Source organism: Glutamicibacter sp. (assembly GCF_035257265.1).
Lineage (GTDB): Bacteria > Actinomycetota > Actinomycetes > Actinomycetales > Micrococcaceae > Glutamicibacter.
This window is the reverse complement of record NZ_DATEXC010000025.1, coordinates 14427-34237: the sequence shown is the minus strand read 5'-3', so window position 1 is coordinate 34237 and position 19811 is coordinate 14427. Positions and strand designations below refer to the sequence as shown.

Here is a 19811-nt window from a genome sequence, read left to right as displayed (position 1 = left end):
TGCATGTGTCGCCAGTCATATTGGTGACGCAAGATGGAGTCAGATATCAATTCACGCTTTGAAGGGAAGATCCATGACGACTACTGTCACCGAAACTCTGCAGCACTGGGTTAACAACGCTCCATTCACCGGTGAGGGCGATACCCGCACCGCTAAGGTCTACAATCCAGCCACCGGTGAAGTAGCGCGCGAAGTAGCCCTCGCTTCCAAGAAAACTACCGAGGCAGCAATCGCCTCCGCCCGCGAAGCATTCCCGAAGTGGCGTGACACCTCGCTGGCTCGCCGCACCGCCATCATGTTCAACTACCGTCAGCTGCTTGCCGAACGCAAGGGTGAACTGGCCGCCATCATCACCGCCGAACACGGCAAGGTATTGGACGACGCCTTGGGCGAAATTGCCCGTGGCATGGAAATTGTCGAGCTATGCTGCAATGCCCCTTACCTGCTCAAGGGCGAATACTCCGAGAACGCTTCCACCGGTGTGGATGTCCAGTCCCTGCGTCAGCCGGTCGGTGTCTCCGCCATCATCTCTCCATTCAACTTCCCGGCAATGGTTCCCCTCTGGTTCTTCCCGGTAGCCATCGCCTCGGGTAACACCGTTGTGCTCAAGCCTTCGGAAAAGGATCCTACGGCTGCACAGTGGATGGCAGAGCTCTTCGCCGAAGCCGGTCTGCCCGAAGGTGTGCTCAATGTTGTACATGGTGATAAGGAATCAGTGGATACCCTGTTGACCGACCCACGAGTGGATACCGTATCCTTCGTTGGGTCCACCCCCATCGCGCAGTACGTGTACTCCACAGGTACCGCCCATGGCAAGCGTGTTCAGGCGTTCGGCGGAGCAAAAAACCACATGCTCGTATTGCCAGATGCAGATCTAGAACTCGCGGCAGATATGGCGGTGAACGCCGGATTCGGCGCCGCCGGTGAGCGTTGCATGGCGATCTCCGTAGTGGTTGCGCTCGAGACCATTGCCGATGAACTAGTCGCTAAGATTGCCGAACGTGCTAAGAAGCTGCGCGTAGGCGATGGAACTCGTGGTTGCGATATGGGCCCACTGATCACCGGCGAACACCGTGACAAGGTCGCCGGATACATCGAGCAAGGCATTAGCTCCGGCGCGGAGCTGGTAGTAGATGGCCGCACCGGAGCGCTGGATGCCGACGGAAATGGGTTCTTCTTGCACCCAACCCTGTTCGACAAAGTCGGTACCGATATGTCCATCTACACCGATGAAATCTTCGGCCCCGTCCTGTCGGTAGTTCGGGTCGATACCTTCAACGAAGGAATCGACCTGATCAACGCCTCGAAGTACGGCAACGGCACCGCGATCTTCACCAACGACGGTGGCGCCGCCCGGCGTTTTGAGAACGAAATCCAGGTGGGCATGGTCGGCGTGAACGTGCCGATTCCGGTACCGGTGGGCTACCACTCCTTCGGTGGGTGGAAAGCCTCGTTGTTCGGTGATCAGCATGCTTACGGTCCGGAGGGCTTCAAGTTCTTCACCCGCAACAAGGTCGTCACCAAGCGTTGGCTTGATCCAAGCCACGGCGGCATCAACCTCGGCTTCCCGCAGAACGACTAGTCTGCATCCCCTTCTCAGTGGTTCCAGTAGAAAGAACTAGATTCATGACCGAGCAGCTCACCACCGAAATTTCGGCGGAAGAGATTGAGGCAGGCAAGCGCGCCTACCAGCTGGATCGCGACCACGTATTTCATTCGTGGCAGGCCCAGGGGCCATTCGCTCCGATGACCATCCTGAAAACTCAGGACTCTTATGTCTGGGATGGCGAAGGGCGCCAACTGATTGATATTTCCAGTCAGCTAGTGAACACAAATATTGGCCACCAGCACCCCAAGGTCATCGCAGCGATTCAGGAGCAGGCGGGCAAGATTGCCACCATTGCCCCGCAGCATGTTAATGACGCACGTTCCGAGGCGGCCCGGCTCATCGCCGAACGGACCCCGGGGGATTTGAACCGGATCTTCTTTACCAACGGTGGTGCCGATGCGGTGGAACACGCGATTCGTATGGCACGGCTGCATACCGGGAAACACAAGGTACTTTCCGCCTACCGTTCCTATCACGGCGGCACTCACCTCGCGGTGAACGTGACCGGAGATCCACGTCGTCATGCCTCGGATCACGCAACCGACGGGGTGGTGCACTTCTTCCCTGCTTATCCTTACCGTTCCTACTTTGGATCAACCACCGAAGCCGAGGAAACCGAGCGGGCGCTGAAGCATTTGGAGGACACCATCATCTTGGAAGGTGCCTCGACTATCGGCGCGCTAATCCTCGAATCGATTCCAGGCACCGCCGGAATATACCTGCCACCGGCAGGTTACTTAGCGGGAGTGCGGGAGTTGACCCGTAAATACGGGATCGTTTACATCGCCGATGAGGTCATGGCAGGCTTCGGCCGTTCCGGGGAATGGTTCGCGGTCAATCACTGGGATGTCACCCCAGATCTGTTGACCTTCGCCAAGGGAGTGAACTCCGGCTATGTTCCACTCGGTGGTGTGGCAATCAGCGAGGCAATCTATGAGACCTTCCGCGAACGGCAGTACCCCGGAGGCCTGACATATTCCGGGCACCCACTGGCATGCGCTGCGGCGGTGGCAACCATCACCGCCATGGAAGACGAAAATATGATCGCCAATGCGAAGCGCCTCGGCGAGGAAATTATCGGTCCCCGTCTGGAACGTTTCTACGCCAACCATCCGTCGGTTGGCGAGGTGCGTGGCACCGGAGTGTTCTGGGCCATTGAGCTGGTGAAGAATCGTGAAACTCGTGAGCCCTTAGCGGCCTACGGCGGCTCATCAGCTGAAATGAATGAGGTCATCGCGGCGGCCAAGTCCGCCGGTCTGTTGCCGTTCGCAAACTTCAACAGACTGCATGTGGTTCCGGCCATGAACATTCCGGACGAGGTTCTTATCGAGGCACTAGATCGCCTGGAGCAGGCACTGGTTGTCGCGGACACGTTCGTGACCGCCTGACGATGAGCAATCTAAGGCCCGGAGGAAGCACATATGGTGTTTCCTCCGGGCCTTTTTTAGCATTTTTCTTCCCTACTAAGACCAGGACGTCAAAGTGATCCCCACAGAACTCAACGAGTCCACCGCATTGCTGCTGAACGCACATCCACAAGCTTCTACAGATCAGCAAGCCTGCCAGCAGGCAAGCATTGACCGTTCCGGTTTTGTCCCGGACAGCTTTGCCGACGGGGTGATCTTTGCCCAAAACATCGATGATGTGGTGTTGGCGATGAGTCTGGCCCATCAGCACGGGGTGAAGATCGTTCCGCGTGGAGCTGGCACCGGTCTGGCCGCAGGATCCTGTGCACAAGCAGGCGAGGTGGTGCTCGATCTGTCGCGGATGAACCAGATCTTAGCCATTGATCCCGTAGAGCAGCTTGCCGTAGTCCAGCCAGGAGTGCTCAATGCTGAGGTAAATCGGGCGGCCGGGGAACATGAACTGTTCTACGCGCCAGACCCAGCAAGTACCGCAATCTGCTCCATTGGCGGGAATATTGCCACCAACGCGGGCGGCATGTGGTGCGCCAAGTATGGAGTGACCCGCGAGTCCGTACTTAGCCTGTTGGTGGTGTTGCCAGATGGCCAGCTATTGCGCACCGGACGTCGCACCATCAAGGGCGCAGCCGGGTATGACATGAATGCCTTGCTCATTGGTTCCGAGGGCACCTTAGGCATCGTGGTGGAAGCGGTACTCCGCTTGCGTCCCAAACCACGGTTCACCTCCACCTTGGCCGCCTACTTCGCCGATGAAAATACCGCCGCGCAGGCCGCCTCGGCGGTCATCGCTGCCCGTCTGCAACCCTCGGTACTCGAACTGATGGACGGCAAATCCCTGGGGGCGATAGATGCAGCGCTGGGGACCGATCATCAACAGCGTGGTGGAGCGTTATTGTTGGCACAGACCGATGGGTTTGGTGCACAACTGGAGATGCAAGCACTCACCCAAGCAATTGCCCCGTTGGCCAGCCATGTTGAACTTGCCGAAACTGACGAAGAAGCCCAGGCACTGATCGAAGCGCGCCGCCAAGCAATCCCAAGCATGGAGTTACTGGGTATGGTATCTATCTGCGACATCGGTGTGCCGCGCAATCGACTGGCCGAAGCATTCGCCGGGTTGCAACGCATCGAAGCCGAGCGTGGCGTAGAAATTTTCACGATTGCTCACGCAGCGGACGGAAATCTACACCCAATCATTGTGGTTCCCGAAGGGCAATCCATTACTACGGGGGCCGCGAAACTTGCGTTGGCTGACATGTTCTATCTGGCTAAGGAATTAGGCGGCACGCTCACGGGAGAACACGGAATCGGGTTGCTCAAGCAGGACTGGCTCGCCGAAGAAATTGGCGAGACATCCTTGCAGTTACAGCGACGGTTACGCGCGGTCTTTGACCCGCAAGGAATTCTGAATCCAGGCAAAGCAATCTAGCCCCGACGAATCGAAATTGATTGCGCGGGCGGCGAATACCAAACCGCCCGTGCAATCACGTGTTTGCGACATCAGATAGTGTTTATTTGCTCTAGCTAACTAGTATTATTCTCGTTAGAATAATGCGATGAATGCCAGTGAATTCGCCGATGTCAACTTCGTGATCCCACTGTTCTACCTCGGCGTTGCAGTAGTTTGCTTGCTGATCTTCGTTCCCCTGCTCATTCACGGGATGCTGCGCAGGCGAAAGTTCGCCACGTTAGCCGACGGATACCAAACGTACGCATTGCGTTCCTCCATTCGCATTGAGTTGATCGTCTCTGCGCTCGTTGCAATCTTGACCATCGTGTTCCTTGCCATGGGTGCCACCGGTTATTTCGATTCAAGGAATAACTTGGAAGCTAATATTCAGCTTAAATACAATCCCACTCATCTTGAGTTGGGACCGTGGAATGGCTCATGGGCTACCGCAGACCTCACGTTGCCGGACGGTACGGTCTTTGATGATGTTGAGGTTATGCTCCAGAGCTCCGGAGAACCATTTATCGAAAAGGTTTGGTATCACGAGCGCGACAAACGTAATGAGTAGTCTCCCAAAACTAGCGAGTATGTAATACTGATCCCCGGATCTAATTTGCGCACCACATGAAGCGCCTATATAAAAAGGGGAAACACGATGATGGGAATGAATGGTGCACCGGTTGGTGATCCGTTTCAGCCTCACCTGCAATGGGGCTTAAAAGCGTCCTTCGTAGGATATATTTCATCGCTGCCCGACGGGCGAATCGAAGCTTCCAATGGTGTCTGGCAAGTTGGAAATAACCTGGCATTCCCGGTGTCCGACCAGACCGAAGCTCCCGAGGGAGAACTTCATTTTAGAGGCAACGTCTCGTTCGAAGGACACGGCGGGATGATGAAACTGGATCTGATTGAACCGCACATCGAGGAGCATGGTGACAAGATCCTGCTCAGCGTGGCAGACCAGTCCGGTACCCGCGCGCCCTTGGCCGAACTAACCGAGACCACGGCGTCAAACGCTTTCGGCTTAGTCAAAACCCGCTTTGAAGCACGGCTCACCGACCAGGGCTCGGTCTTGTTTAACGGTCAGTACAAAGCTGGCCAGGAGATGGAACCAGTAGAGATTGTCCTGCGTGGCTAATCACTAGACACAAAGCACGGGACCGCAACTATTTCCATAATGCACGAGTCGCACCAGCAGGTTTACCCCAGCTGCCTCCCCCGGAATTTGTCAAGAACAGAGCCTATGCCTGCCCCAGCAACGGACTCTACCGCTGAAAGGCCGCAGGTTAACACGCGAAGCCGTTATTGGCGTAGGAAGACTCTACTTCTTCTCTTTCAATTCAGGAACGGCTTTATGTGGCTTCGTTGTCGAAAGGTGCTTGCACAGATGTTGGCGTAATTGCTGTTTCTAGTTGCGTTGATTCGTATTGATCCCTGGGTGTGTGGCCTTCCCGCCTGCCATCCGATGCACGATCATCAGATTCTTCCAGTAGCGCATCTCTGATGATACTGCGCGGATCGTAATGGCGCAGATTGAACTTCGCTAGATTCAGTTCATTGAATTCATCGCCCAGCTCCTGACGTAGCTGTTCTTGAGCACCGTCGGCAAGACGCCGTAATTCCCGGATTAAGGTCGCAAGTTTTCTTGCGTATTGCGGAAGTTTTTCAGGTCCGATCAAAACAGCTGCAAGAATACAGAGAACGACGAACTCACTGCTGTTGATACCTGCGACGCTCATTCGAATCACCCCTTGGTACTATCCGCCGTTTCATCCGACCCGATCCCGACCCCACAATGACTATCGCGGAAATTATGAACTACAGGTCCGCAACCGCGATAAAGTTTCGTCGCAGGTTGACCACGCAATCGCTTTGAGGGCAGTAACTTAAATTTCGTTATCTTCAGAATTCCGCATTTGCTGTGACACCTCGCATGTTCTTTAACCGCAGAGGTCCTGGTTTGCCTGGCGACTACGCGCCGTAATTGTTTTATTCTCCGGAACTTGCAGATCTGCGTAATCCTGACCAAGCACCAGCTGGAGGCCTTCACCTCCATAAACGGTTGTTTTTACGTCGAGCTTCGTGGCTTTGGCCAACTCAGTGGCAACCTTTTTCGCTCCTTTCGTATCAGGGATTAACAACCGCGTCTGTTTTTGTAGTGTTGGAGAGTTAGTGATTCCTGAGACCGTGAAGCCACTGGACGTCGCCAGCTCGGAATATTGGCTTGCAAGACCGTTGACATTTGTGCCGTTAGTTATGAGGACATTTACCCCACTAATTGCCGACTCTGCCGTTTCTTTTCTACTGAGATGATCATTCTTTTCCGAGTTCACCGGAATATCTTGGCTGATGCGTTCAAAGATGAGCTTCGCGTCAGGGGCCGGCACCACGCGGTTGGGATTTTCCGGAGCCGGTTCAGTGGGCATCGTGGTGAAAGTTATCTGATCGGTGGGTACTGTTTGAATTCTTGCTGCCAAGCCCGCAAGGTCAGCCAGCGTACTTAAATCAGGGTCGACAGTCATGGCGGAGGTAATCGCGTCAAGGAATGCATAGAGCCGGTCTGGACGTGTGAGCACTTCTTTGCTCTTGGCCCGTTGCACAATTGCGGACATCACCATCTGTTGGTTACCCAAGCGGGCAATATCGCTTCCATCACCAATAGCGTGTCGGGTACGAGCTAAGGCGAGCGCGTCCGGTCCGTCCAGAGTCTGTTGCCCCGCTGAAAGGTTCAGATTTGCTTTGGAATCCTGCATCGAGTTGTTCAGGCAAACCTTGATTCCATCCAGCGCGTTGACGATCGAAATAAATCCTTCAAAATTCACTTCAATAAAGTGATTCAGGTGAACGCCGGTGAGTTCTTCCACGGCAGCGACCGAACAAGCCGGACCGTAATTAAGCGCGGAGTTGATCATGCCATACCCACCGGCATAAGATCCGAACCCGGTATCTTCACATGCTGGGCGATACAGTACAGTATCCCGAGGAATCTGGATTGCTTCGATACGCCCATTGCCCGGGGGTAGATGCATCAGGAGCATGGAGTCGCTACGTTGAGAACCTGTGTCAGCACCAAAACCCGTAGAACTGAACTCGCGACTATCCGACCCAAGGATCAGCACGTTTATTCCCTGGCTCGAATCAGGGATATCGACCTCAGAAGCTCTAAGTGCTGAAACCTTGATATTTCCTTGCAGACGCAGAATCCCAAAACAGGCAACTACGAGTACAGCCAGGGAGATCACAATCGCAGTCACAGCGAAAATGCGCCGGCGGCGCCGCAGAAAAAATCGTCTGCCGGATGCCGGCGATCGTTGGAAGGTCATGGATCCGTTTTCCCCTGTTTGTGTCCTGTAGCGATATACATATCCAGCAGAACACGGGGTGATTCATGAAAACCAATAGCAGGCACGATCTGATCTATACGTCAGATGCATGAGACACGATGTTTTCGGCGCCATCTTGCGGGACCGGAATTACCATTGAGATTTCAAACTCACATGTACTCAACGAACTTCTCCAGGGCAGGATTGCCGAATTCTTCGCGCCGATAGAAGATGCCCAAAGGTCTGGCCGCAGATAGGTCTAAGGGAATCTGCTGGCCGCCAAAGATCTGGGCCGTGCTGGCCAGCACTCGGGGAACCATCGTGATGCCGCCGGTCGCTATGCTCAAATTCACCAACGCGTCACGCTGAGTTGTGGTGATTAGCCGCGGGGCGGCGGCCTTGATATTCCGATACACCTCATCGGTGATCCTACGGATTGAAGTTCCCTGTGGAAGAGTCACCAAGGTCAGTGAGTTGAGAATATCCGCGTCAAGTTTTACCTCGGAGCCTAAGTTTAAATCCTGAGAAACAACGGCCGAGAATTGCTGATCTCGAAGAGAACGCCCGGTTAGATCAGCTGGAATACGCTGGTTCACTCCGAAAGCGAGATCCGCGCGGTTTAAACGAAGTGCTTCGACAAGCTGATCGTGGTCTTCCACGCTCAAAATTTCGATCCGGATTCCCGGATGGCGCCGGTGAAACGGTCCCAGATATTCAGGCATTATCCCCGCCACAAGCGAGGGCAGCCCAGCGATACGCAAGGATCCGGAGGTCAATGCACGATTAGACGAAGCAGTAACACCGATAGCGGCCATTTCACGTAATGCACGCCGCCCAGACGGGACGATGCTTCGTCCAAACTCTGTGAGCACCATATCCCGTCCCGCTGCACGAAAAACTGGCACTCCAAGGATTCGTTCAAGAGCGCGGATCCGACGAGACAATGAGGGTTGCGAGATCCCCAAAATATCTGCAGCCGCCGTAAACGAGCCATAGTCCACTATCGTTATTATTGCTTCAATTTGAGCCAGCGAAATACTGCTGTCGAGGTGCTCTCTAACCATGTAGTTATTGATTCCTTATACGTTGTGACGCAATCGGTCCAGTGGCGCGTAGAGATCGTTCCTGCCAAGGTGTTACATGAAGAATCGCCAGCACAACCACTGATCCTGATGCTTCCTCGTTGTCCGACTGTTGGGCGTTCGACAGGCTTTGGTACTATTGCCACTGCGTTAGTAAATACTACGGGCATGCTGACCGCGGTCGAGGCAGTGAATAACACGCCGTGTTCAAGAGTACGAACCCGCCGAAGCAAAGATAAAGCTAGAAGAGCTCCTATCGGCCTATACCTCGTGGAATCTATTTTGGGTTTGCCGAATTAGGAGCGCAGAGATCAGCCAGAGACCCTGCGCGCAGATCTCCGCGAAGCAGAATCACGGAACTTAGGTGGTGCGCAACATGCCGAAGCTGGTCACCACCTAGAAGAACTTGCTACCCTTTTCAGCCCTTGATTAGCTGCGGCTGCGCCAGTGATTTGAGCCCGTCCAGGCCAAATTCCAGCCCATAACCTGCTTGTTTAGCCCCACCAAAAAAGTGCCGGGGCTTCTTGCGTCTACCCTAGTCAGGCACTTTGGTCCTGTTCCAATGAACGCAGGTAGGCAAGCCCGGGGTGTCATTCAAGTCCTTGCTGCCCGCGTAACGCCCAGACGGCGGCTACGGCAGCATACAATCCGCCGGTACCACCGAGCATCAGTGGCTGTGTGTCCGGGAATTGCACGATCATCGTGCCGGTTGTGCTGTCAATGTCCATACTGATAGCTCCACTGAAGTAGAAACTTAGCCACGTTCCGTCGTGTCGTCGGCAGATCACTCGGTGGTTCGTTACGACAGCAAGCACTTCCTGCTGCTCACGCCACTGTTCTTTCGCCAATGCTTCAGCGTGAGTTCGACGGGCTTTGTTTCCCATAGCCATGGCCAGAACGCCAACGGCAACCAAGGTTGGATGCCCCATCAGGAAGCCAGAACTCTGCGAGTAGGTGACATCTGAACCATAGAATCGGGCGTAGTTGGCATTAGCGGCGCAGAGCGTCTGCTCGTTTTGCCCCATTACTACGTCCCACGGCGGGTTTTGCGGTTTCCAAGTTCCTTCGAAAAGATCACCAGCCAGCTGAGCTGCTGCGACCTGGGCACGCGCGAGCTCCGCCCTTTCGCTGATGATCACCTTTTCCGATTTTGTATAGTGCCCTTTGGATCGGCAGAATGCCCGCCATGCAAGACGTATCTTTCCGAACGATGCTATAAAGAAGAAGAGCCCAAAGCCGAAAATTATGAATGACCCGAAGGCCATTCCTGCTAGCTCGGTGTTCTCAATTTTGTTGGTCAGCGAAAAAGCAATGAGCAAGAGAATCCCACTGGCAATGAAGAGCACCAAGGCAACGGCCACTCGGATAATCCACGGTGCATGGCGTTTCCAAGTTGAGAAATTGTCGTATTCCATTTCCTTGAGCGTTGATAATTTGCCGCGCAAACTAGCCAGCCCTTCTGTAATAAATTTGTCTACCCAACTGGTTTGAATAAGTTTATGCGGGTTGATCTGCGATTTCTTGTTATTGTGCCAAAATTGCGTGAAAGTTCCGTGAACCGCCTAGTTGCCTCTTTTCCCGCAAGAACTCGAAGCGGGACAGACCTCTTTTTCGGTGAACGCTGAGCCGGTGTACCTCTCGAACTGGGCCTTGGCTTGCAGGGCAATGACTTTAGCGTGCTCAAGACCCGCTTCTCGGCGGTGCTCACCGAGGCTGGTTCGAAGCTGTTCAGCGGCCGGTACTACGGGCGGACAAATAGAGGAAGAAAGGTTATGCTGCGCGGCTAGAATCCGCAATGTGCCGGGCCTTCGCTTCTCTGCCTTCGCATATCAGCTGGCTGAGCTACTCTTCTTCCGTAATCGTCGTAGACTCGGGTCATGTCGAGTACCTACGTATCGAAGATCAGAATTCTGGCCGGGTTGAGCATCGTGTTGATGGTTTTTCATTCATCACGTCGCATTCGTGGTTTTTGCAGATCATCACGTTGGGCTTAGGCGCCTCGGCGCTGATATTGGTCTTTGCGCGGTTAGGCCATGCAAGGCGCACCGATGCCGACAACCAGTCGCTTCTGCTCCCCGTGATCGCCATCTGCGCGGCAGCGGCATTCATCTTCCGATTCTTCGTCTTATGGGCTTCCTCGAGGCCTGCACGGTACGCCGATTACATGCCCGAGGGCGGAGCTCCGGTCACGAATGGAATTGCGCTGAACTCCCAGTTCTTCCAGCTCACGTCCCCTGGGATTGCTTGCACTCTTGCCTGTGGTCTTCTTCGTCCTGCTACTGACGGTTTTTCGTGGGAACACAGCCCCGGACAGGCCGGCTACCGCCAGCTAGGAGGACTACCTCGTTCAAGAATTCAGGATTCGCGCGAGAACTCGGAAGCGCGGCGGATCTGTTCCTCGGAGAGCGCGTGTCCGGTGTACTTCTCAAACTGTGCCGCGGCTTGAAGGGCAATGACTTCTGCGCCGGTGATCACTGGCTTGCCGGCGTTACGCGCTATGCGGATCAACGGTGTCTCGCTCGGGAAAGCCACGACATCGAATACGCTTTGGGCAAAGCCTATCTGCTCCGCACTGAATGAGAGCTCCTCGGACTGCGCACCGTCCATGCCCAGCGGTGTAACGTTCACAAGGATCTTGTGTCCCGGGGCAGGGTCGACACCGGCAAAACTGTAGCCGTATTTATCAGCCAGGCCTTGACCGGAACCTTCATTTCGAGCCAGCACGGTCAGATCGTGGAAACCCGCTTCGCGGAAGGCCGCGACCACTGCCTTGGCCATTCCGCCAGAGCCACGGACAAGCACACTGCTTCCTGGATCCAGTTGATGGCGTTCGATGAGCGTCGCGATCGCTTCGAAGTCCGTGTTCGAAGCAACCAGTCGCCCGTTGGCATTCACGATGGTGTTCACCGAATCGATTGCTTTGGCCGAAGACTCGATCTCGTCGACCATTGCCATAACATCTTCCTTGAACGGCATGGATACCGAACAACCCCGGATGCCCAAGGCTCGGACACCAGCGATGGCACCGGCAAGGTCGTCGGTCGAGAAGGCCTTGTAGACGAAGTTCAGCCCGAGTTCTTCATACAAGTAATTGTGGAACCGGGTGCCGATGTTAGACGGTCGACCCGATAACGAAATGCATAAGGTCATGTCCTTATTCAAAATAGGCACGTGTTGCCCTCCAAATATTGCTGCCGGTTCACATCCCAATATACGTGGGGATCCGTGGCACACGCTTTCGCGAATCAGCATTGGCACCGGTCCTCTCGGACTATGACCAAAGAACGTGCTGACGGCCCGTTTTTCCACGGCACCAAAGCCGAGCTGCCGTCTGGAGAAGCAATGCCTGGCGGGAACCCGTCGAATTACCGTCCGGATATCATCATGAACCATATTGAAATCATGGTGCCTGTCGACGGCGTAGTGCTGGCGGCTGACGTCGCGGCGTGAGACGGTATCGCCCATGTCTTAGAGGTAGAAGCAACGGGCGCGTATGACGACGACCCCAAAGTGACCGATAGGAAGTTCCCGGGCAGCATAACTCGTTCTTATCGCAGCACCTCGCCGGTACGGGTGATCCGCGAAGTCCATAACTGGACGCGGTTGAGCTGCGAGGCCTTGCAGCCGTGGCGCGAAAGAATTGCAAGAATCAGCGACGATCAAGGCACTGAAGTCATTAACTAGGGATCGAGCATTTGCCGGCGGTGCCCGATGCATTGGACAGCATCGGGCACCGCCCGAAAACCTTCGCGCTCGGCTACGCTCAGCCCTTGATTAGCTGCGGCTGTGCCAGTGATTTGAGCCCGTCCAGGCCAAATTCCAGCCCATAACCTGATTGTTTAGCCCCACCAAAAGGAATCCGCGGATCGATCGTTCCGTGCGAATTAATCCACACGGTTCCAGCTTGGATCCGAGCAGCCACCGCCAGAGCCTGCTGTCGGTCCGAGCTCCACACCGACGCCCCCAACCCGGTCTCCAACGCATTGGCGTGCCCAATAGCCTCTTCGACATTCTTCACCTTGATGATTGGCAAAGCCGGGCCAAACTGTTCCTCGGTCACCAACCGGTTCTGTGGATCTATGTCCGCGATCAACGTAGTCGGGTAGAAATACCCTGGAGCTTGCAGATCCGGATTCCCACCGAGCAGCACCTTGGCACCGGAATCGACCGCGTCTTGAACTAGGTCCGCCACAGTGTCGAACTGTGCCTTGTTCTGCAGTGGGCCGAGCACGTTATTTTCATCCAGCCCCACGCCCATAGGCATTTTGGCAGCCACGTTGGTGAGCGCTTCGCAGACCTGATCATAGATTGATTCTGGAACGTAGAGTCGTTTGAGCGCCGCGCAGGTCTGTCCGGTATTGATGAAAGCGCCCCAAAACAGGTCTTCGGCAATTGCCTGTGGATCTGCATCTTCCAGCACAATTCCGGCGTCATTTCCACCAAGTTCCAGGGTCAGCCGTTTGACCGTGTCCGCCGAGGAACGAATGATGGCTTTACCCGTTGGGGTGGAACCGGTGAACATGATCTTACTAATCAGCGGGTGTGAGGAGAGCTTCTCGCCCACCTCACGTCCTCCGGCAACAACATGCAGCACACCGGCTGGCAATACTTCATTGAGGATGTGGCCTAAGGCAAGCACCGACAGTGGGGTGTACTCACTGGGCTTCATCACCACGGTATTTCCCATACGCAGCGAGGGGGCCAGCTGCCAGATGGAGATCATCATTGGCCAGTTCCACGGACCAATTGCGCCTACTACGCCGAGGGCTCGATAGTGCTTGGTTGCGTAGGTTTCTCCATCATCGACCACTACTTCTGGTTCGATATCGTAGGCGGTGGCCGCGCGTAGCCAGGCAGCTGCTCCCCCGACTTCAAATCGGGCATTTGGCCCGTTGAGAGGTTTCCCTTGCTCCCGCGATAATAGCTGCGCTAACGCTTCAGCATTGGCCTCAATATTGTCGGCTGCCGCGTTCAGCAAGCGTTTACGTTCTTCATGGCCAAGCGCATCCCAAGCAGGTTGGGCCTTGTGTGCGGCATCAACCGCTGTCTCAAGATCTGCGACACTGCCTTGGGCTGCACGTCCGACCACTTCACCGGTGGCCGGGTCAAGAATTTCGGTGCCACCTGTTGCTGGCTGAATAGCCGTCAATAATCCTTCTGCGTTTGAGTACGACATATAAGAGCTCCTTTAGTGCTGAGAAGTTGAGACGACGGGAATAGTATCTTGATCCGATTCTGCATTGGCTGTGCGCGAACGTATAAACAACGCCAGCACCCAACCAATGAGTCCGGGCAGAATCACGATGGCTTGCAGGATGTAACCGAGCATGCCCGGTTCTTCCATGCCAAGCAAGAGATCAAAGTTAATGACAATTTGAGCAAAGACGTAGATCAGGGCTATGCCAGATAAGAGTGGGGCAATGACCCGGGTGAATATCGAGTCCTTGGAACGGTGGCGGATGAAGTAGCCGATCACCGCGAAGGAAGTCAGCGCCATCAGCAGCACCAGGCCATAGGCGGCAGAGTTCGTCATCCAGGTGAACATGGTAAATACGATGTACATCGGATCTTTACCGGTAGAAAGCATCGCGAAGACCAAGATCACCACGACCGCCAATAACGATTGCGCCAGGGAACCAGCTACCGGTGCATGTGTGGTTCGTGAGGTGCGGGCAAGGAATTTTGGAAGTGCTCCGCCGCGTCCCATGGAGTAGAAGTATCGCGCTATGACGTTATGGAATGCCAGTAGTGCGGCGAACAAGCTGGTGATAAAAAGGATATTCGCTAGATCCACAAACCAGGCCGGGGTGTGTGCACTGAAGAAAACGAACAACAAATCCGGCCCAAACTCGGCGGTGGATCCCATGACGTTCGAAGCCCCTTCGCCTACCGCGACGGCGAAGGCCGAGAACGCATAAAAGCAGGCGATGATGATGATCGCGATCATGGTCGCCCGGCGGGCGGTCCGTTTGGGATCTTTGACCTCTTCGTTGTAGATGGTTCCTGATTCAAAACCCATGAAAGCGGCAATCGTAAAGGCCATAACCGCTCCCATTCCGGGAGCCACTGCGTCGCCAAGGTTAAACGCGGCTTCCGGCTGGGGAGCTTCCGGTGCCAGACTGAAAGCCATGATGTTGTAAATGATTACGACCACGAATTCCGCCGCTACCACAATGCCCAGAATCTTGACGGAAAAGTCGACGCGATTCATGCCTAGGAAGCCGACCACGGCCCAGGCCACCAGCGCCATAACCCACCAAGGGATCGAGGTTCCCATCAGCCCATTGCTGAAGGAGGACGCGGCAAACCCGAACATGCCATAAATGCCAATCTGCATCAGGTTGTAGCTGACCAGCGCGACCATGGCGGCACCGACGCCCAAAGCCTTGCCCAGACCTTCGGCGACGTACGCGTAAAAGGCCCCGGCATTTGGGATGTGCCGGCTCATCGCAGTGTATCCAACGCTGAATACGAGCAACACAGCTCCAATGAGCAGGAAGGACAAAGGTACGGAGTCCATCCCAGTAACCGCATAGTTCGTTGTCACCCCGCCCGCTACCGCAGTGAGCGGTGCGCTGGCGGCAATAATCATGACAACTAGTGCGGGCACCGTCAGCGTGCGTTGTTCCAGTCCCATTTGATCCCCCAATAAGTAAGTATTGTGTTTTCAGGATCTCGCAGCCGTCACGTATCTCCTTGGCCTTGCGTGCACGCCGATTGCCTTCGAGCGCAGATCTTGCCTACGGAGCTTAACCGGTCTGACGATATCTTCCGGGTGTCATCCCAAATTCTCGGGAAAACATCCGACTAAAACCTGCAGCGTCACCAATTCCCACGCGGGCGCCGATACTTTGCACGGAAAGTTCTTTGAGCATTTGGTCGTTCAGCAGCACAGAAGCTTCGGTTAGCCGTCGGTGACGGATCAGCGCCGCAACGCTCAGTGGTTCGTCGGCAAATAAGGCATGCAAGCTGCGCACCGAAATGAAATGTGCGGCTGCGATGCGCGCTGGGCTCAGTTCCATTTCAGACAGGTGCGCATCGATGTATCTGATGATGCGTTCGCGCTGATTATTCTTGGTATCGGCATGGTTTTCGATTCCCAAGGCACCGCCTAATGCCGTGGCCAGTAAATCCACGGTGTTACGAGCCAGCGCAGATCCGCCAAAATCGTCCCACTGCGAGAGGTTCTCCCCTAAGTGGCCGAGCAAGGGGGTGACGGTCCCGGACAGCGGGTGAGCGCTTTTCAGTGCGACTGCCGTCAGCTGTCCGACCTGCTGCTGGGAGAGCCGGAATTGCTCATGCGGTATCAGGGTGACCATAATCGAGGCTGGTTTTTCAAAGGCCAAAGTGTATGGACGCTGAGTGTCGTAAATAGCCAGATCCCCCGGAGATAACAGGGTTTCCCGGCCATCTTGGATCAGCAATCCATGGCCTTGGATCTGATAAGAAACTTTGTAGAACGCGCCGTCTCCACTGGTAGTGAGCTCTTCGGTGCGTTGTACCGCGTGTGGTTTGGCTTGGACGCGCATCAGCCCGATGTCGCCAAGCGTATTGGTGCCGAGAGTGGCAGCAAAATGCCCGGCGGTGACCTGTTCACTGCGCAGCTTAACAAATGCGTCAGAGATGAGCCGCGACCATGCGGTGAACGAGTCCACGTGCTGAAGTTGATACATGCGTTCCCTCTCCGCCCAGGACGATTATGTGCCGAGCATCACGATCGAGGGTACGCCTAGCGGAGGAAAATGTCACTATTTTCTGCGCGCGGAGAATTTCCGCTTAACGCTCCGTCGCGAGGTACTGCAGCGCCTCAAGCCGATATCTCAACTGACCTTCAAGTGAGGAGGGAGTGTTGATCGCAGTATCGAGCACGCTTCCAGCCTGCGCTCCCATTAAAAAGTTAATCAACGAGTCACGCGCAGCATTCGTTTTGGCGTGACCGGTACCGAGCAGCTGCTCCAGCCAGGAATCAAGCAGGGAACGCCAGCGGTCCATGGTGCCAGCATTTACCGCGGCCAAGTGCGGGTCCCCCAGCGCCAGATGCCAGAAATGGACGGCTACGCGGGCCTCATCGCGCCGCAGTTCATCCAGTGGGAGCACCTCACGGGCGAACGCGGCAATCGCCTCTGCTCCGCTCAACCCTGAGGTGGTGCGCTCAATCCGCCTATCCGTTGACTCGGCGACATAGTTGAAGGTCGCGGCCAACAACGAGTCCCGCGTCGGGAAGTACGGCTTCAAGGCGCCATTGGAATACCCAGCAGCGGCAGCCAGATCCCGAAGATTAAGTTTCTCAATTCCTTCGCGCGCGATAAATCGCCAGGTGACCTCTACGATCTCGCGGCGGCGTTGGTCATGGTCAACAATTTTTGGCATGAGACAAGCCTAGCCAACATTATTTTTGTTGCATTGATGGGTTGCGTCACATTCCCGTCACGCGTATTCTCTACAAACATAGAATAATAAATGCTGCAGATCACATTCAAATGCCGAAGGAGTTCGTCATGCCCACCAGGACAGCGACCGATTACACCCTGCTGAGCGAAACCGAAATTGGTGCCGCAAAACAGCTTTTGATCGACCACCAACTATTCACCGAACACACCCGCATCGCGTATTTGGGTCTAGAAGATCCAAATCACCAACGTGCAGGTCGGCATATTCGAGTCATGCTTCTGGACAAGATGACGAATTCTCCGAAGGATATAGAGCTGAACCTCAGCGAAAATTCGGTGACTTCGGTTGTTGATTTGGACCCAGCGCTGGTAGGTCAAATGCCGGTGTTGCTCGAAGAGTTCGAAATGGTGGAATCAATTCTTGCTGACGATCCACAGTGGATAGCCGCCCTAAAAAAGCGTGGCCTCACACCGGATCAAGTACGTGTGGCCCCCTTGTCGGCAGGCGTTTATGCCGAGGAATACCCGGAAGAATCTGGTCGCCGCATCCTACGTGGCCTCGCGTTCCGTCAAGACTTCGCAGAAGATTCGGCCTGGGCGCACCCGGTGGACGGGCTAGTCGTCTACATTGACACCATCGCTGGCACCGTCGATCAACTCTTAGATCTTGAAATTGTCCCGGTTCCCGAGACCCACGGAAACTACACCGACCCCGAATTGACCGGGCCGATTCGCACCACGCAGAAACCTATTGAGATCACTCAGCCCGAAGGAGCCAGCTTCTCGGTCAGCTCGGGTAACCATGTTGAATGGGAAAAGTGGTCTCTGGACATCGGCTTCGACATGCGCGAAGGCCTGGTGCTTTACAACATCGCCTTCAATGACAAGGGCAACGACCGCCGGATCTTGGACCGGGCCTCCATCGCCGAGATGGTAGTTCCTTACGGAGACCCATCACCGGTGCGCAGCTGGCAGAACTACTTCGATACCGGCGAATACTTGATTGGCCGGTTGGCCAACTCGCTAGAACTTGGTTGCGACTGCCTCGGAGAAATCCACTACATCTCACCGGTCGTCACCGACGCAGACGGAAACGCCCAGAAAATCACTAACGGGATCTGCATGCACGAGGAAGACGCCTCGATTTTGTCCAAGCACGCCGATGATTGGTCCGGGGTGAAGTACACCCGTCGCAACCGCCGACTGGTCATCAGCTTCTTCACCACCGTGGGCAACTACGACTATGGGTTTTACTGGTACCTCTACCTGGATGGCACCATCGAATTCGAGGCAAAAGCCACCGGTATCGTCTTCACCTCCGCGATGCGCGACGAGCGTTTTGCTTCGGAAATGGCGCCGGGATTGGGCGCCCCCTTCCATCAGCACATCTTCGGCGCCCGATTGGACTTTGCACTGGATGGTGGGCCAAGTCAGGTTATCGAAGAGGAAGCCGTGCGACTACCAATCAGCAAAGAGAACCCACGCGGTAACGCATTTAGCCGTTCCCACACGGTGCTTGGCACAGAGAAGCAGGCAGTCCGCGACGCGAATATGCCAGCGGGCCGTACCTGGGTGGTCACCAATCCTGAATCAAAAAACTATTTAGGTAAGCCGGTAGGCTACAAGCTCTTGCCACAGGGACTGCCGACCCTGCTCGCCGCTGAAGGCTCTTCGATTCATCAACGCGCAGAATTCGCGTCCAAAGCATTATGGGTAACCAAGCGCAATTCGGAACAGCGCTACCCAACCGGGGACTTTGTCAATCAAAACCCCGGAGTGGAAGGAATCGGTTCGTGGATTGAAGACGATAAGAATATTGATGGTGAAGAGATTAGTTTGTGGCACACCTTCGCGTTGACACATTTCCCACGCACCGAAGACTGGCCCATCATGCCCGTAGACACTGTCGGCTTTAAGATCCGCCCGGAAGGATTCTTTGACCGCTCACCCGCACTGGATGTTCCGGAACCAGCCAAGCACGGCTGCTGCTCCACCGAGGCGGAGTCTTCCGGTGGATGCTGCTCCGCTGAAGGATAATTCCCTGCACGTCAGCACCAGGGTCTTGCTGATCGCAACGTGCTTGCTGGCCGCGGCGCATCTGGGGTTACTGGTCAGGGCACCGCATGGGTTGGGCTGGAGTTTGCTCATCCTAGTGATGACATTCTGGTGCCTCAAATGCGCTCGCGGCGTTCTCCTAGGCGAGTCTGTACAGGCGTTAATGCTGATGAGTGCGCTGATGGCATTGCTGCACATCATCATGGTCCTAGGGCTTCCTGGAGCCGTGGCTCATCATGCAACTTCCTCAGCCTCTCACCACGCGGCGCAAGCGATCCCGATGCTTGCGGTTGGTCTCAGCGAGCTCGTACTCACGTTCTTTGCGGCGGTCATCCTCAACCGTTCACGAATGCGATGCTCGAACCTACTTGAGGCGAGGTAGACATCTAGTGTGGCCCAGATTGATTCTGGGCCACACGCATTTAACCATTCCACCAGACACCTAGACATCTCAAAATATCTCTTGACCTACCTCACA

The 19811-nt window shown here is 55.2% G+C and carries 17 protein-coding genes and 2 pseudogenes; 8 read left to right on the top strand and 11 right to left on the bottom strand.

The features are described 5' to 3' along the window. The first annotated feature begins 73 nt into the window (after positions 1–73). From VJ369_RS05175 to VJ369_RS05155, 5 genes are all read left to right on the top strand, one after another. Complete coding sequence (locus tag VJ369_RS05175) at positions 74–1582, top strand: CoA-acylating methylmalonate-semialdehyde dehydrogenase (RefSeq protein ID WP_324091052.1); 1509 nt, start codon at positions 74–76, stop codon at positions 1580–1582. A gap of 44 nt (positions 1583–1626) precedes the next feature. After that, the gene (locus VJ369_RS05170; RefSeq protein ID WP_324091051.1) at positions 1627–2997 is read left to right on the top strand and encodes an aspartate aminotransferase family protein; all 1371 of its coding nucleotides are present in this window, start codon (positions 1627–1629) and stop codon (positions 2995–2997) included. A 94-nt stretch (positions 2998–3091) separates the two neighbouring features. Further along, the gene (locus tag VJ369_RS05165) at positions 3092–4462 is read left to right on the top strand and encodes an FAD-binding oxidoreductase (RefSeq protein ID WP_324091050.1); all 1371 of its coding nucleotides are present in this window, start codon (positions 3092–3094) and stop codon (positions 4460–4462) included. Positions 4463–4589: 127 nt separating this feature from the next. Then, the gene (locus VJ369_RS05160) at positions 4590–5051 is read left to right on the top strand and encodes a hypothetical protein (RefSeq protein WP_324091049.1); all 462 of its coding nucleotides are present in this window, start codon (positions 4590–4592) and stop codon (positions 5049–5051) included. Positions 5052–5138: 87 nt separating this feature from the next. After that, positions 5139–5621 carry an HtaA domain-containing protein gene (locus VJ369_RS05155; protein WP_324091048.1) on the top strand — a complete coding sequence of 161 codons (483 nt, stop codon included), beginning with the start codon at positions 5139–5141 and terminating at the stop codon, positions 5619–5621. 214 nt (positions 5622–5835) lie between these two features. Here the strand turns inward: VJ369_RS05155 and VJ369_RS05150 are convergent, their stop codons facing one another. From VJ369_RS05150 to VJ369_RS05125, 7 genes and pseudogenes are all read right to left on the bottom strand, one after another. Next, positions 5836–6222 carry a Sec-independent protein translocase TatB gene (locus tag VJ369_RS05150; protein ID WP_324091047.1) on the bottom strand — a complete coding sequence of 129 codons (387 nt, stop codon included), beginning with the start codon at positions 6220–6222 and terminating at the stop codon, positions 5836–5838. Positions 6223–6423: 201 nt separating this feature from the next. Beyond that, positions 6424–7521, bottom strand: coding sequence for an LCP family protein (locus tag VJ369_RS05145; RefSeq protein ID WP_324091089.1), 1098 nt, complete (start codon positions 7519–7521; stop codon positions 6424–6426). 455 nt (positions 7522–7976) lie between these two features. Beyond that, a complete protein-coding gene (locus VJ369_RS05140; RefSeq protein ID WP_324091046.1) occupies positions 7977–8870 on the bottom strand; it encodes a LysR family transcriptional regulator in 894 nt (297 codons plus the stop codon). A gap of 436 nt (positions 8871–9306) precedes the next feature. Next, a pseudogene (locus VJ369_RS19150) lies at positions 9307–9408 on the bottom strand (aldehyde dehydrogenase domain-containing protein); the annotation flags it as partial. Positions 9409–9478: 70 nt separating this feature from the next. Next, positions 9479–10303 (bottom strand): hypothetical protein, encoded by an 825-nt coding sequence (locus VJ369_RS05135; RefSeq protein WP_324091045.1) that lies wholly within the window; start codon positions 10301–10303, stop codon positions 9479–9481. 487 nt (positions 10304–10790) lie between these two features. Then, on the bottom strand, positions 10791–10997 hold the full coding sequence (locus VJ369_RS05130) for a hypothetical protein (protein WP_324091044.1): 207 nt from the start codon (positions 10995–10997) through the stop codon (positions 10791–10793). A 246-nt stretch (positions 10998–11243) separates the two neighbouring features. Further along, positions 11244–12059 carry a shikimate 5-dehydrogenase gene (locus VJ369_RS05125; RefSeq protein WP_324091043.1) on the bottom strand — a complete coding sequence of 272 codons (816 nt, stop codon included), beginning with the start codon at positions 12057–12059 and terminating at the stop codon, positions 11244–11246. A 102-nt stretch (positions 12060–12161) separates the two neighbouring features. Between VJ369_RS05125 and VJ369_RS05120 the strand changes: the two are divergent. Continuing rightward, positions 12162–12572, top strand: a pseudogene (locus VJ369_RS05120) (NAD(+)--rifampin ADP-ribosyltransferase). 79 nt (positions 12573–12651) lie between these two features. Here VJ369_RS05120 and VJ369_RS05115 read toward each other — a convergent pair. From VJ369_RS05115 to VJ369_RS05100, 4 genes are all read right to left on the bottom strand, one after another. Beyond that, positions 12652–14064, bottom strand: coding sequence for an aldehyde dehydrogenase family protein (locus tag VJ369_RS05115; protein WP_324091042.1), 1413 nt, complete (start codon positions 14062–14064; stop codon positions 12652–12654). Between the two features lie 12 nt (positions 14065–14076). After that, a complete protein-coding gene (locus VJ369_RS05110; RefSeq protein WP_324091041.1) occupies positions 14077–15525 on the bottom strand; it encodes an APC family permease in 1449 nt (482 codons plus the stop codon). A gap of 112 nt (positions 15526–15637) precedes the next feature. Beyond that, positions 15638–16561, bottom strand: coding sequence for a helix-turn-helix domain-containing protein (locus tag VJ369_RS05105; protein WP_324091040.1), 924 nt, complete (start codon positions 16559–16561; stop codon positions 15638–15640). 103 nt (positions 16562–16664) lie between these two features. Next, entirely contained in the window at positions 16665–17258 is a 594-nt protein-coding gene (locus tag VJ369_RS05100) for a TetR/AcrR family transcriptional regulator (RefSeq protein ID WP_324091039.1), read from the bottom strand. Between the two features lie 128 nt (positions 17259–17386). On the opposite strand from VJ369_RS05100, the gene VJ369_RS05095 reads away from it, so the two are divergent. Continuing rightward, complete coding sequence (locus VJ369_RS05095) at positions 17387–19315, top strand: primary-amine oxidase (RefSeq protein ID WP_324091038.1); 1929 nt, start codon at positions 17387–17389, stop codon at positions 19313–19315. After that, on the top strand, positions 19290–19715 hold the full coding sequence (locus VJ369_RS05090; protein WP_324091037.1) for a hypothetical protein: 426 nt from the start codon (positions 19290–19292) through the stop codon (positions 19713–19715). Before VJ369_RS05095 ends, VJ369_RS05090 begins: the two co-directional genes overlap by 26 nt. The last annotated feature ends 96 nt before the right edge of the window (positions 19716–19811 follow it).

Bases quoted from the DNA above. Each gene is read 5' to 3' on its own strand.
- VJ369_RS05150 (WP_324091047.1), bottom strand. From the start codon at position 6,222: ATGAGCGTCGCAGGTATCAACAGCAGTGAGTTCGTCGTTCTCTGTATT.
- VJ369_RS05110 (WP_324091041.1), bottom strand. From the start codon at position 15,525: ATGGGACTGGAACAACGCACGCTGACGGTGCCCGCACTAGTTGTCATG.
- VJ369_RS05160 (WP_324091049.1), top strand. From the start codon at position 4,590: ATGAATGCCAGTGAATTCGCCGATGTCAACTTCGTGATCCCACTGTTC.
- VJ369_RS05115 (WP_324091042.1), bottom strand. From the start codon at position 14,064: ATGTCGTACTCAAACGCAGAAGGATTATTGACGGCTATTCAGCCAGCA.
- VJ369_RS05145 (WP_324091089.1), bottom strand. From the start codon at position 7,521: ATGCTCCTGATGCATCTACCCCCGGGCAATGGGCGTATCGAAGCAATC.
- VJ369_RS05140 (WP_324091046.1), bottom strand. From the start codon at position 8,870: ATGGTTAGAGAGCACCTCGACAGCAGTATTTCGCTGGCTCAAATTGAA.
- VJ369_RS05155 (WP_324091048.1), top strand. From the start codon at position 5,139: ATGATGGGAATGAATGGTGCACCGGTTGGTGATCCGTTTCAGCCTCAC.
- VJ369_RS05130 (WP_324091044.1), bottom strand. From the start codon at position 10,997: ATGAATGCCGCTGCCGCGCAGATGGCGATCACGGGGAGCAGAAGCGAC.
- VJ369_RS05100 (WP_324091039.1), bottom strand. From the start codon at position 17,258: ATGCCAAAAATTGTTGACCATGACCAACGCCGCCGCGAGATCGTAGAG.
- VJ369_RS05170 (WP_324091051.1), top strand. From the start codon at position 1,627: ATGACCGAGCAGCTCACCACCGAAATTTCGGCGGAAGAGATTGAGGCA.
- VJ369_RS05095 (WP_324091038.1), top strand. From the start codon at position 17,387: ATGCCCACCAGGACAGCGACCGATTACACCCTGCTGAGCGAAACCGAA.
- VJ369_RS05175 (WP_324091052.1), top strand. From the start codon at position 74: ATGACGACTACTGTCACCGAAACTCTGCAGCACTGGGTTAACAACGCT.
- VJ369_RS05105 (WP_324091040.1), bottom strand. From the start codon at position 16,561: ATGTATCAACTTCAGCACGTGGACTCGTTCACCGCATGGTCGCGGCTC.
- VJ369_RS05135 (WP_324091045.1), bottom strand. From the start codon at position 10,303: ATGGAATACGACAATTTCTCAACTTGGAAACGCCATGCACCGTGGATT.